Origin of the sequence: Pseudoalteromonas sp. SCSIO 43095, from assembly GCF_023650455.1 — a bacterium.
GTDB classification, from domain to species: domain Bacteria; phylum Pseudomonadota; class Gammaproteobacteria; order Enterobacterales; family Alteromonadaceae; genus Pseudoalteromonas; species Pseudoalteromonas tetraodonis.
Window position 1 is genome coordinate 34,934 of the sequence record NZ_CP087995.1, and the last position, 13,495, is coordinate 48,428.

Sequence of the window (13,495 nt, forward strand, 5' to 3'; positions counted from 1 at the left end):
AGCGAATGTAAAAAAGCCCAGCTCATTGCTGAGCTAGGCTTTTAAGCTACCTTGTTTAATGGCTAGTTAGTCGAGCATATTGCGTAATACGTACTGCAAAATCCCGCCATGTTTGTAGTAATCCCACTCTTTAGGGGTATCAATACGCACATCGGCACTAAAACTAACTTGTTTACCTTCACTGTTAGTGGCAATGACACTGACTTCGTCGGTTTTGTCGTATAAACCTTGAATATCAAATTGTTCTTGCCCCGTTAAGCCCAATGACTCATGGCTTTCACCCTCTTTAAATTGTAAAGGTAATACGCCCATACCAATCAGGTTCGAGCGGTGAATACGCTCATAGCTTTGTGCTATCACAGCTTTAATACCGAGTAGTAATGAACCTTTTGCAGCCCAATCTCGTGAGGAGCCGGTACCATATTCTTTACCTGCTAGAACCACTAATGGTGTTCCACTCTCTTGATATGCCATTGCCGCATCATAAATGCTCTCTAGCTTATCGTCAGGTTGAGTGCGGGTTACACCGCCCTCAGTACCGGGGGCGAGTAAGTTTTTAAGGCGCACATTAGCAAATGTACCACGCATCATCACTTCGTGATTACCACGGCGAGAACCATAAGAATTAAACTGTGCTTTTTCTACCCCATTTTCTTGTAGATAAAGTCCTGCGGGTGCCTCCGCTTTAATCGCACCTGCTGGTGAAATATGATCGGTAGTCACTGAATCGCCTAGTTTAGCTAGACAGCGCGCACCTTCTATTTTTGGGATCCCCGGCGGTTCAACACTCATACCATCAAAGAATGGCGCTTTTTTTGATATAAGTCGAGGCAGCATCCCAATCGTAAAGCTTACCATCAGGTATTTGAATTTTTTGCCAGCGACTGTCGCCATCGTAAACATTGGCGTAGCTTTTTTCGAACATTTCTTTAGTTACCGTATTTTTTACAAGCTCACTCACTTCTTTAACGCTTGGCCAAATATTTTTAAGGTATATATCGTTACCATTTTCGTCTTGCGCAAGTGGTTCGTTGTATACATCAATATCGGTTCTACCTGCTATAGCATAAGCTACTACAAGTGGTGGCGACGCGAGGAAGTTCATTTTAACGTCTTGGTGAATACGCCCTTCAAAGTTACGGTTACCCGACAAAATAGAGCTTACAATTAGTTTATGCTTTTGAATAGCTTCTGAAATTTCATCCGCTAATGGACCAGAGTTACCAATACAGGTGGTACAGCCATAACCAACTAAGTTAAAACCAAGCGCATCAAGATCATCCATTAACCCTGCTTTTTCAAGGTAATCGGTAACCACCTGCGAACCTGGTGCTAAAGACGTTTTAACCCAAGGTTTTACATTAATACCTAATTGACGTGCTTTTTGAGCCACTAATCCTGCCGCTAAAATTACGCTTGGATTAGAGGTATTAGTACAGCTTGTGATTGCAGCAATGACGCAGGCGCCATCGTTTAATTCAAACTCTTGGCCATTAAAGTTAACTTTTGCTGCGCCCATAAACTGCGCTTCATCAGTGGGTTCGTCAGGATTGGTAGTAGGGCCTTCACTTTCAATACGCGCTTGCTCTTCATCGCTTTTATCTCGACGTGCCATACGTTCGTCTTGGAAATCTTTTAAGTGTTGGCCAATAACATCACCGGCTTTATCCAGTGTGATTCTGTCTTGTGGACGTTTCGGGCCAGCAAGACTTGGTACTACATCATCTAAAGTTAGTTCTAGCTTATCGGTATAATGTGCTTCATCGCCATCATTACGCCATAAACCTTGATGTTTTGCGTAATCTTCAATCAGTTTAAGCTGCTTTTCATCGCGATTAGTTAAGCGTAAGTAATTAATCGTTTCATCATCAATAGGGAAAATACCACAGGTTGCGCCATATTCCGGTGCCATGTTGGCAATAGTCGCTCTGTCGGCCAGTGGTAAGTCGGCAAGCCCGTCACCATAGAACTCAACAAACTTACCTACCACACCGTGGTTACGCAGCATTTCAGTAACAGTAAGTACTAAATCGGTTGCTGTAGTGCCCTCAGGTAAGCGGCCATTTAATTTAACGCCAACGACCTGAGGAATAAGTAGGCTAATAGGTTGGCCAAGCATGGCGGCTTCTGCTTCAATACCGCCTACACCCCAACCGAGTACGCCTAGGCCGTTGATCATGGTTGTGTGAGAATCAGTACCAACCAGTGTATCTGGATAGGCTAACGATTTACCGTTTTTTGTATCATTGAACACTACACGTGCTAAGTATTCTAAATTTACTTGATGGACAATACCTGTGGCTGGTGGCACTACTTTTAAATTATCAAATGCGGTTTGACCCCAACGTAAAAACTCGTAGCGCTCTTTATTACGTTCATATTCTAGTTTTGAATTTAAGTCGAATGAGCCATCTTGACCGTAACCATCCACTTGTACTGAGTGATCGATCACCAGTTCAGCCGGAGAAAGCGGATTTATTTTTGCAGGATCGCCACCAAGTTTTTCCATCGCATCACGCATGGCGGCTAAGTCAACAATAGCAGGGACACCGGTAAAATCTTGCATTACTACGCGGGCAGGGGTGAAGGCTACTTCGGCCGAGGGCTTAGCCTTTGGATCCCAATCTAGTAGTGCCTGAATATCTTGCTCTTTAATATTCACACCATCTTCATTACGCAATAAATTTTCTAGTAATATTTTTAACGAAAAAGGCAGGCGTTTGGCTTTATCGCCAAGTCCCTTGAGCGAGTTAATATGATATTGCTCGCCATTGATAGTAAGCTGTTGTTGGGTGTCGAAACTATTTTTCATTATTTGTCCCTTCAATAAATTAGATTGATATTCTTGAAAAAGTGACCTCTGTAGTAGTTTGCAAACTGTGTACCATGATAAAAATACCATGCAGTGTAATTTTCTTGACTGTTATATAAATAGAGATGAAGGCCAAAAGTTAAAATTCAAGGGATGCTCTGAGTAATAATTGGCCACAAAACTAAACTTAAAAAAGTGTTATTTAAAGTAGTCCTGTTGTTTTAAGTGGAAACTTAAATACACCAATGCAATCGCAATTAAGGTCACTGCAATAGGCATAAAAATAGCGCTAACGCCAAACAAGCTGATGCTATTAATAATCAAAAAATTATAATATTGCTGAGCTAAAACCGCTGCCAAAGAGATTATTAATGTTAATGTGGCTAGTGACTTTTTGAATAATAGAAGTACACACCCTAATGCGCCGCCAAATACTGCAATAGCAAACGCTAAAGTAGCCCATAGAGGTTGGCTGTTATAAGCAAGTTGTTGTTCTTGTGGGAGTTTACTTACCATTTCGGGTGTTAATAATAGCTGCATGCTAAATGCAAAAACACCTAATATATTCCATAACAGGGCGGTGATGAGTACGGGTTTTATCCAGCGGTTTGCAGTGTTTTCTGACATGTAAACATCGATTTTTTATTATTGATATTCTATTAAAGAATAAAAAAGCCAGTGATGCAAACTGGCTTTTAATAACACATGTGACGTAAGCGAATGTTAGCCAAACGAAATAGGACGACGACCCGTTTTTTCATCCACTTTAGGTTTTTTAGTACGTTTGCGCTTATTTTTAGCTGGCTCTGTTGTTGCTACGGGCGCGGCTTTTTCTGCAACAATTGATTCATCAATAACAGGACGTTCTGCTGGAGTAGCATCTTCACTTAGCGTCAGTTGGAACAACTCGCCATCAAATGTAAGAACATCGCCACTGTATAATTTTTTCCGTTTAATTGTACAAATTTCATGGTTAACACCCACATAGCCACCGCTAATTAGATTTTTTGCTTGGCCGCCACCTTCAACTAGATCTAATACTTTTAATAATTTACAAAGCTCTATAGGCTCTTCTTCTAATTCAATTTCTATATACTCTTCGTTCATCATGTTTCTCTGTGGGGGCATTAGCTGTAGTATAAAGGCTAGCTGGTTATTTTGCACCAAAGTGCGTTTGTTAGATGCGATGATTGTGCATTTTTTATGAAACTTTTTACCTCTTTCATTTGTCTTTAAAAAAACTGAAGTAATTCAAGACTACACTTCGCGTGAAAAAACTACACATTGGCGCGCTTATTGCCAATATCTGTCGTAAAAAGAAATTGAATATAAACAGTGGAGTAAAACATGGGCATAAGATTAGCGATGAAAAAAGAGCTAATGGGCTTAGATAATTCAGATATGTTAACTGCTGATGATGTTAGAAAGCATTTGGCTCAGCAGGTACAAGAAGACACTAAACGTGGTTTTTCAGTTATCTCCAAGTTTAATGACACCCATAGTCAGTTAGTCAGCGGGCTTAAAACCAAACAAAGCGAGCTGGTATTTGAACGACATCGTTTATTTAATGAAGTACTTTATAATCGCCAGAGTGTTGATGCATGGTTAAATAACCAAATAAATTAAATTGCCATTTTAAGTCCTCCTTATAGACTACACTTGTAATCATTTGGGGTGATAATGAAAAATGGAATTTTAATATGTATGTTGGTGTTTTTATTAGCTGCGTGCCAGCGACCTACTGTTTATGTTTTTATTGAAAACTTGCAAGGTGAACAGCGCAAACAGCTAGATGCTGCACTAAATGCACAAACTCTTCCCTATGAATATGTAGAACTAGCAATCCCATCAGATTTTGGTGAGGCCACATTACTACTCTCAAGCGATAAAATTTACCCCAAAGAGACGGAGCAACTTGCAGCTATAATGCAAGAGCTAGGGTACGCGCCACAAGTTAATTATACAAGTCGTTCAAATCATTTTTATGGTAATGGCAATATAGGCTTTTATATAAAAAATGCTGATGCCAATAGAAATTTTGTTATGCCTAAACAGCTGAGAACAACTCATTGCAGCGAAGATAAATACAATGGTTTAGCAGTCAAATTTGCAAATGAAGCTGTTGAGTTTACATTACCAAGTGGCGCAATCGTGAGGCTAAGTTGGGAATATTTATATGGTTATGTTGTTGTTTATTATAAAGACTATTCGCAAACATACAGTCATTCGCAGCCGCTTGTAAATACCCCCTTTGGCGCCAAGCCGTCAGATACCTACACATTTATCGCAAGCGTTAACACCCCCGGTTGGCTTGATTGTTCACTACAAATTGTTTATATGGACTGATTTAACCGTGGGTTTCTATATGCTCGCTTAGTTTAGCTATGCGCAGGCTCATTCCTTCAATAATACGGTCTTTAATTTTTTCGCGTATAACATTAGGTAGGCGGGTAAGGGCATCGGCTGTAATAGCCAGTACGATAGCATTTTCTTTGGCGCGTGCATTAATGCTGCGCTCTCGGTTATTAATAAACGCGCCTTCACCTATAAATTCACCAGGCTCTATGGTGCCTAGCTCTAGAAGGTGATTATGCTTAAACACCATCAAGGAGCCACTGAGGACAATAAACAGTCGCTTGTCATTATCAAACTCTTTAAATAAAAACTGATTTTTACTTACTAAGTATAATAATCCAAACGACTCTAAAAGAATTTGACGTTCATTAAGCGTGAATTCTTTAAAGAATTCTAAGCGATTTATAATTTCCATTTGCTTAAACAAAGGGATGTTTTCAATTAACTTCATCAATAACCTAGGGCGCTAGCCTTATAAAATATCAGCTAATATTGCGCTCTTTTAATTTACGGGTCAACGTATTGCGACCCCAACCAATTTTTACCGCGGCTTCTTGCTTATGGCCTGAACAATTAGCGAGTGCTGTTTTTATTAAGCGGGTTTCTAGCTGGGCTTGAATATCCGGCCAAATATTGTCTTTACCTTGTTTAAATTCTTGATTAAGCCATTGCTGAAATGAATCTAGCCAATCGCCTTCTTGGGTTGCGGCGGCATTATCAATAATTTCAGGGGGTAAATCTTGCTCACCAATCAGCTCCCCAGGTGCCATTACAGTTAACCATCGACAGGTGTTTTCAAGCTGGCGAACATTTCCTGGCCAATTAAATAAACACAGTTGTTTAATCGCTTTAGGGCTAAGTACTTTACTATCTACTTGCAGGTCTTTTGCACTTTTATGTAAAAAGTGTAGCGCTAAGCGTTCTATGTCTTCGGGGCGCTCGCGAAGAGCTGGCAAGCGTAAACGAACCACGTTTAAACGATGAAATAAGTCATCTCTAAACTTACCTTGTTTTACCAACTCTTCTAAATTTTGGTGAGTAGCGGCAATAATGCGCACATCCACTTTTATACTTTGATGGCCGCCAACGCGGTAAAACTCGCCATCGGCTAATACGCGTAATAAGCGGGTTTGTACATCAAGCGGCATATCACCTATTTCATCCAAAAATAAGGTACCGCCATTGGCTTGTTCAAAGCGCCCTTTACGCACGCTATCGGCCCCCGTAAAAGCGCCTTTTTCATGGCCAAATAATTCAGACTCAACTAACTCTTTAGGAATAGCGGCCATATTAAGAGCAATAAATTGGTTTTCTTTACGCGGGCTGTGATTGTGCAAGGCGCTGGCAACCAACTCTTTACCGGTACCTGATTCACCATTGATGAGTACGCTCATACTCGATGCTGAGAGTTTGCCTATAGCACGAAACACTTCCTGCATAGCAGGGGCTTCGCCAATAATATGAGCGCTTTTGGGTGGCGCGCTTTTTCGTTTGGTTTTTTTGGTCGAATTAGCACGATAGGCGCTTTCCACTAGCGCAACGGCTTCATTTAAATCAAACGGTTTAGCTAAGTACTCAAACGCACCTTTTTGAAAAGCATTAACCGCTGAGTCTAAATCAGAGTGTGCGGTCATAATAATAACGGGTAGGCTAGGGGTTTGCTCAGCTATTAGCTCAAGTAACGCCATCCCGTCCATCCCCGGCATTCTTACATCTGAAATTAACACACTGGGTTGACTAAATTTTAGTGCATTAAGAACGTTTTGCGCATCTGCAAAGCTTTCTACTTCAAACCCTGCGCGAGTCAGTGCTTTTTCTAGTACAAAGCGAATTGAGGCATCATCATCTACAAGCCAAGCTGTTTTCATGCAAACTCCAAAGTATTAATCTGTAAATGGCAGATAAATATTAAATTCAGTATGTCCTGGCCAACTATCGCATTCGATATAGCCATCATGTTGATCAATCAAGGTTTGCGCTATAGATAATCCAAGTCCCGAGCCACCTTCTTTATTAGTGGTCATAGGGTAAAATAAGGTGTCGCGTAAATTAGCATCAATACCTGGGCCGTTATCCATTACTTGAATAAGCAATGCCTTTTTAGGGGCTTTGCCCGGACGACGATGCTGATAATTAATCCGTGTTTTTATTTTTATTTCGCCACCATCTACCAATGCCTGTTGCGCATTACGCACAATATTAAGCACCACTTGTTGAACTTTGCTCTGATCAATATAAACATCAGGAATACTCGGGTCGTAGTCTTTAACTAACCGAATATCGCGGTTGTTATCTAACGTACTGAGTTTAACAACCGACTCTAATGTTTGATGTATATTGCCATACGATTTTTGCGGTAGTTGGTTAGGCCCAAGGAGTCTATCAACTAATTCACGCAACCGATCGGCTTGTTCAATTATCAGTTCTGCACATTGATCTCTTTCTTGTTGATCACCCTCATACTGCAATAATTGCGCCGCCCCGCGAATTCCACCCAGCGGGTTTTTAATTTCATGGGCTAAACCGCGAATTAAGTTACGTGCAGCTTGGTATTGATGCATTTGATTTGAGACCTGATCGTGCTTTATTTCGTCATCGGTTTGTCGACATTCAAATAAAATATAATAGGTGTTGTTATGTTTTATTCGCCGAGTACTCACCGCTAGTTTTGCATGGCGAGAATCGATAAACACCACGTCAGCTCTATGCTGGTGGCAGTCTACACCATCAACTAACGAGTACTGCGCAATGCGTTTTAAGTCGATAGAATGGTAGTTAAATAAATCGTCGAATGCTTGTCCTAGCAAACGTTTTTCGCCTAAGCCAAGTAATTCACTGGCACTGGTGTTAGCGTAAATAAGCTGAAAGCTTTCATCAAGTAACATCAGGGCGGTGGTTTGGTTTTGCCAAATTATATTCAGTAGCTCTGGGCTAAAATGTGTTTTATTAATCATCATTGCACCATTTTAGTGCACCTGGGAAGGTAGGCAAGGTTTTTAGAAAAATATACGCTAAACACGCGTACTTAATTGTAATTATCGACCTATGTTAAGGCCTTTACGGTGCATAAAAAATACACTTTCAGGACTGGTTGCAATTACCTGATTTTGTTTATTATAAAGTTTAACTTGCAGTGTGTGTTGGCCTCGCTCCACATCTCTTAACGCCAGTGTTGTCGTATCGCTCGGTGCACCAATGGCAACGCCATCTAAAAATAAACCAATGGTAAATCCAGCTTCAAATCGAGGGGCAATACGGGTAGAGACATACACAGAGCCCGTGTTTTCCCTGATAGTTTGGTGTGGTTCAGGCGATGAAATACTAATACTAAACTTTACTGCTGTTTTAGTAGGAGCAGTATCAAGAATATCGGTGTTTGTAGCGGCCATGCTGAGATGTTGGCTCGTGAGTTTAACCTCTTTAGCGCCAGGCTGAGGAGTATCTGAAAAAACCAGCACCCCATTTTTGTCTTTCCATGCGTAAATTTTTTTATCGCTCGCATGGCTATTAAGGCTTAACATCAAAGCTATTAATAGCAACAAAATCTTACCTACCATCCAGCTATCCTGCATTGTTTAAACTAACTTCACTTTAGTGTAGAACCGTTAAATTTACCATAAAAAAAGCCCGCAAAGCGGGCTTAAAACACACATTATTTTATCGGTTAATAAATTAACAGCTGTAGTACATTTCGAACTCAACTGGGTGAGTTGTCATGTTAAGTTTTTCAACTTCTTTTGACTTAAGTGCGATGTAAGCATCGATTAGGTCATTGGTGAATACACCACCTTGGTTTAAGAATTCACGGTCTGAATCAAGCGCAGCTAATGCTTCATCTAATGATGAGGCTACTGTTGGAATTTCTGCCGCTTCTTCAGCTGGTAAGTCGTATAAGTCCTTGTCCATAGCATCGCCAGGGTGGATCTTGTTTTTAATTCCGTCAAGGCCAGCCATAAGCATTGCAGAGAAAGCAAGGTATGGGTTAGCAGTTGGATCTGGGAAGCGTACTTCGATACGACGACCTTTTGCAGATGGCACAACTGGAATACGGATTGATGCCGAACGGTTACGAGCCGAGTATGCAAGCATTACCGGAGCTTCAAAACCAGGTACTAAACGTTTGTACGAGTTAGTTGACGCGTTAGCAAAAGCGTTGATTGCTTTAGCATGTTTGATGATACCACCAATGTAGTAAAGCGCGTCTTCAGAAAGACCGCCGTACTTATCACCTGCGAATAAGTTTACGCCGTCTTTAGCTAAAGACTGGTGACAGTGCATACCTGAACCGTTATCGCCAACAACAGGCTTAGGCATAAAGGTTGCTGTCTTTCCGTATAAATGAGCCATGTTGTGAATAACATATTTCATTTCTTGGATTTCGTCTGCTTTTAAAACCATAGTGTTAAAGCGAGTTGCGATTTCATTCTGACCGGCAGTCGCCACTTCGTGGTGATGTGCTTCAACTACTTGCCCTAGCTCTTCAAGAACTAAACAAGTTGCAGAACGCCAATCTTGGAAATCATCAACAGGTGCAACCGGGAAGTAACCGCCTTTAACACCTGGACGGTGGCCTGTGTTGCCATCTGCATATTCTTTATCTGAGTTCCAAGCTGCTTGCTTAGAATCAATTTTATACATTGAGCCTGACATGTCAGATTTGTATTTAACATCGTCAAATACGAAAAACTCTGGCTCAGGACCAAATAAAACAGTGTCAGCAATACCCGTAGAGCGCATGTACTCTTCAGCGCGCTTAGCAACTGAGCGAGGGTCGCGTTCGTAACCTTGTAATGTAGAAGGTTCAACCACGTCACAACGAACTATTAGCGTTGTTTCTTCTGTGAAAGGGTCAAGTTTAATTGAATCTGCATCTGGTAATAACACCATGTCTGATTCGTTGATGCCTTTCCAGCCAGCAATTGAAGAACCGTCAAACATCTTTCCATCTTCAAAAAAGTCTTCATCAACTTGATGGTGAGGAATAGAAATATGTTGCTCTTTACCTTTTGTGTCAGTAAAGCGTAAATCAATGAACTTAACGTCATTTTCTTTAATAAAATCTAAAACCGATTGTGACATGTGTCCTCCAACTATTGGGTTTTATTATTGCTGCATTAAATGCTTTAGCTACTAGTAAGCCGATTTTATGCCATTATTTTAACCTACTGTTTATTAAGTTAAAAAATATGGCTGCACAAAAATAGTCATGCGTATTGCACTTTTTTGGTGCGTAAGATATCCATAATGGTGCAAAAAATCCACACTTAAATTTGCATGTATTTTAATCACCTAAATCAGCTTAACTTAAATAGTAAATAGCGCCAAAGCAATTAACAAATTAGCTAAAAAATGACAGTTTATGTAATTTGTCGAAATTTATTTCATATAAATGTCATATAAAAAACAGATACTTAGTAAAAGTATTAAGAAAGTTTTTAAAATTGTATTGGATAAACTTTCATCCATGTCATTAATGAGGGATAATATGCGCCCTTTTAAATCCTATGCTGGGACATCTGGTGAAAACGCAGATGAGTGCGTAGATCTTGCAGGATCAATGAGAATAAACTTCTCTGAGTGAAAATATGAGCATCGAACAGTTAAGAAATATAGCGATTATCGCGCACGTTGACCACGGTAAAACAACGTTGGTTGACAAACTACTTGAGCAATCAGGTACATTAGAAACACGCGGCGGTAACGAAGAGCGCGTGATGGACTCAAACGACATTGAGAAAGAACGTGGTATTACCATTTTGGCCAAAAATACAGCCATTTCTTGGAAAGACTACCATATCAATATCGTAGATACCCCGGGACACGCCGATTTTGGTGGTGAAGTTGAACGCGTACTTTCGATGGCTGACTCAGTATTGTTACTTGTTGATGCTCAAGAAGGTCCAATGCCACAAACGCGTTTCGTAACGCAAAAAGCATTCGCACAAGGCTTAAAGCCAATTGTTGTTATCAATAAGATTGATAAGCCTGGTGCACGTCCTGATTGGGTTATGGATCAAATCTTTGATTTATTCGATAACCTTGGTGCAACTGACGAACAGTTAGACTTTAAAGTAATCTACGCTTCAGCAATCAATGGTTGGGCTACATTAGATTTAGACGAGCCGTCTGACAACATGGAACCTATGTTCCAAATGATCGTTGACGAAGTATCACCACCAGAAGCTGATCCTGAAGGTGACTTCCAAATGCAAATCTCTCAGCTTGATTACAACTCTTATAAAGGTGTAATCGGTGTTGGTCGTATTAAGCGTGGCTCTGTTGCTCCTAACCAACAAGTGACTATTATCAGCGCTGATGGTTCTACGCGTAACGGTAAAATTGGTTCAGTACAAAGTTATTTAGGTCTTGAGCGAATCGAAACTGACCGTGGTTATGCAGGTAATATCGTAACAGTAACAGGTATTGGTGAGCTGAAAATATCAGACACAGTGTGTGCGCCTAATAATGTTGAAGCACTACCTCCACTAAGTGTTGATGAGCCTACAGTAACAATGACCTTCTCTGTAAATACATCACCATTTGCTGGTAAAGAAGGTAAGTTTGTAACGTCGCGTAATATCCTTGAGCGTTTACAAAACGAGCTTGTACATAACGTTGCACTTCGTGTAGAAGAGACAGATAACCCAGATAGCTTCCGCGTATCTGGCCGTGGTGAATTACACCTTGGTATCTTAATCGAGAACATGCGCCGTGAAGGTTACGAGCTAGCTGTATCACGTCCAGAAGTAATTTTGCGTGAAGTAGACGGTGTATTAGAAGAACCGTATGAAACAGTAACAATTGACTGTGAAGAAGAGCACCAAGGTTCTATCATGGAGCAAATTGGTCTTCGTAAGGGGGAGCTTACTGATATGGCACCAGATGGTAAAGGCCGTATGCGTATGGACTTTATGATCCCAAGCCGTGGTTTAATCGGTTTCCAAACTGACTTCATGACGCTTACTTCTGGTTCTGGCCTTATGTACCACACATTCGATCATTACGGTCCTCATAAAGGCGGTACTATTGGCGCACGTAAGAACGGTGTAATGATTGCAAATGCGACAGGTAAAGCACTTACTAACGCATTATTCAACTTACAAGAGCGTGGTAAATTATTCATCGGTCACGGTGTTGAAGTTTACGAAGGTATGGTTATCGGTATTCATAGCCGTGATAACGACCTTACCGTTAACGCACTTAAAGGTAAGCAGCTTACTAACGTTCGTGCATCTGGTACAGATGAAGCACAAACACTTACGCCACCATTGAACTACACACTTGAGCAAGCGCTTGAGTTCATCGATGATGACGAGTTAGTAGAAGTAACACCTGAGAACATTCGTATTCGTAAACGCCACTTAACTGAAAGTGAGCGTAAGCGTGCGGGTCGTGCTGCTAAAGCTTAATAGTCTTTAGAGTAAGCATAATAAAAGCCGCTGTATTGCAAAATACAGCGGCTTTTTTGTGGGTGAAAACAAGCGCTATTAGCTATAAGTCGTCAGCTGTCAGATTAGAACAGTGTAATTGAATCGCTTGGTATTAATGTGGCTATTAGGTGAAAGCCGCTAGATTTTGTAAACCTTGCAACATAGTGTTTTTCCTCTAAAAGCGCTGCGCCTCTTATCCTCTTTGTGAATAATTCACTTAAAAATGTTTGCACAAAGAGAAGGGAGTGAGCAGTAAAAGAGTCAGATCTTAAACAATCTATAATGTAAAGCACCTGTAATTGTTGCTAGGATACTTTTTGCTTGGTTTCGCTGTGCTCAGCCCAAGCTACACGCTAACTTACATCACTTTTTGGTAGTAGAGTGATCTTACCAAATACATCTGCATCTATAAACCCACGGTTTCTGTCACCATTCATTGGCTTTACTTCGTGTGAGCCCATAAAGTGTTCGCGTACTTCGCTACCATCGTTATCGCAGTAGGCGAGCATAAAACCAATGACGTGTTTTTCAGTTAACTTAATCGGTGTGTTTTGTGCGCCTTGTTGATAATCATTCGGGTAGAGTTTTATTGCCACTTCCCACGTGATGTTATAGGGCGCAGTGGTATTGCGTTTGCAGTTAGTTGAGCATAATTACATTGTGATGACGTTTGTCATTTAATATTTGTTGATAGGTATTATTAACAGCGGTTCTGGAGCCTTCAAGGCATTGTAAAAAGTACTCATTACTAAAACATAACATGCCGGTGACATTTGTTTTTACATTGTAGGTTCGCGCATTTTGTAAAATATTTTCTATATCTTTAGGCCCAAACCACTACTTATTTTACTGGCGTAAATGAGTCGCACAAGAAACATAAAACCCCTGACTGTTTAGT

At 40.6% G+C, this 13,495-nt stretch carries 11 protein-coding genes and 2 pseudogenes; 3 read left to right on the forward strand and 10 right to left on the reverse strand.

Annotated features, from left to right (window positions below; all coding sequences use genetic code 11):
* Positions 1-66: 66 nt before the first annotated feature.
* The 3 genes and pseudogenes from acnA to LOC50_RS00225 form a co-directional block, all read right to left on the reverse strand.
* Positions 67-2,812 (reverse strand): annotated as a pseudogene (acnA, locus tag LOC50_RS00215) (aconitate hydratase AcnA).
* Between the two features lie 198 nt (positions 2,813-3,010).
* Positions 3,011-3,439, reverse strand: a complete 429-nt coding sequence (locus LOC50_RS00220) for a hypothetical protein (RefSeq protein WP_138626621.1) — start codon at positions 3,437-3,439, stop codon at positions 3,011-3,013.
* A 96-nt stretch (positions 3,440-3,535) separates the two neighbouring features.
* A complete protein-coding gene (locus tag LOC50_RS00225) occupies positions 3,536-3,919 on the reverse strand; it encodes an RNA-binding S4 domain-containing protein (protein WP_138626642.1) in 384 nt (127 codons plus the stop codon).
* 240 nt (positions 3,920-4,159) lie between these two features.
* Here LOC50_RS00225 and LOC50_RS00230 point away from each other — a divergent pair, with 240 nt between their 5' ends.
* Entirely contained in the window at positions 4,160-4,438 is a 279-nt protein-coding gene (locus tag LOC50_RS00230) for a hypothetical protein (protein WP_036980922.1), read from the forward strand.
* A gap of 54 nt (positions 4,439-4,492) precedes the next feature.
* Positions 4,493-5,158: a hypothetical protein gene (locus LOC50_RS00235; RefSeq protein ID WP_250653411.1), complete on the forward strand. Its 666-nt coding sequence runs from the start codon at positions 4,493-4,495 to the stop codon at positions 5,156-5,158.
* A 1-nt stretch (position 5,159) separates the two neighbouring features.
* On the opposite strand, the gene LOC50_RS00240 is transcribed toward LOC50_RS00235, so the two are convergent.
* The 5 genes from LOC50_RS00240 to glnA all read right to left on the reverse strand — a co-directional run bounded on the left by LOC50_RS00240 (position 5,160) and on the right by glnA (position 10,246).
* Complete coding sequence (locus LOC50_RS00240; protein WP_036980927.1) at positions 5,160-5,618, reverse strand: Crp/Fnr family transcriptional regulator; 459 nt, start codon at positions 5,616-5,618, stop codon at positions 5,160-5,162.
* Positions 5,619-5,649: 31 nt separating this feature from the next.
* On the reverse strand, positions 5,650-7,035 hold the full coding sequence (ntrC, locus tag LOC50_RS00245) for a nitrogen regulation protein NR(I) (RefSeq protein ID WP_069440218.1): 1,386 nt from the start codon (positions 7,033-7,035) through the stop codon (positions 5,650-5,652).
* 15 nt (positions 7,036-7,050) lie between these two features.
* Positions 7,051-8,121 (reverse strand): nitrogen regulation protein NR(II), encoded by a 1,071-nt coding sequence (gene glnL / locus LOC50_RS00250; RefSeq protein ID WP_069440219.1) that lies wholly within the window; start codon positions 8,119-8,121, stop codon positions 7,051-7,053.
* An 81-nt stretch (positions 8,122-8,202) separates the two neighbouring features.
* Positions 8,203-8,724: a DUF4124 domain-containing protein gene (locus tag LOC50_RS00255; protein ID WP_250653412.1), complete on the reverse strand. Its 522-nt coding sequence runs from the start codon at positions 8,722-8,724 to the stop codon at positions 8,203-8,205.
* Positions 8,725-8,839: 115 nt separating this feature from the next.
* Positions 8,840-10,246 (reverse strand): glutamate--ammonia ligase, encoded by a 1,407-nt coding sequence (glnA, locus tag LOC50_RS00260; protein ID WP_036980935.1) that lies wholly within the window; start codon positions 10,244-10,246, stop codon positions 8,840-8,842.
* 506 nt (positions 10,247-10,752) lie between these two features.
* Here glnA and typA point away from each other — a divergent pair.
* Positions 10,753-12,576: a translational GTPase TypA gene (gene typA, locus LOC50_RS00265; RefSeq protein ID WP_138626625.1), complete on the forward strand. Its 1,824-nt coding sequence runs from the start codon at positions 10,753-10,755 to the stop codon at positions 12,574-12,576.
* Between the two features lie 374 nt (positions 12,577-12,950).
* On the opposite strand, the pseudogene LOC50_RS00270 reads toward typA, so the two are convergent.
* Both LOC50_RS00270 and LOC50_RS00275 read right to left on the reverse strand, forming a co-directional pair.
* Positions 12,951-13,241 (reverse strand): annotated as a pseudogene (locus tag LOC50_RS00270) (sugar-binding protein); the annotation flags it as partial.
* The gene (locus LOC50_RS00275; RefSeq protein WP_350309923.1) at positions 13,237-13,416 is read right to left on the reverse strand and encodes a BLUF domain-containing protein; all 180 of its coding nucleotides are present in this window, start codon (positions 13,414-13,416) and stop codon (positions 13,237-13,239) included. The gene LOC50_RS00275 and the pseudogene LOC50_RS00270, both read right to left, overlap by 5 nt.
* Positions 13,417-13,495: the final 79 nt, after the last annotated feature.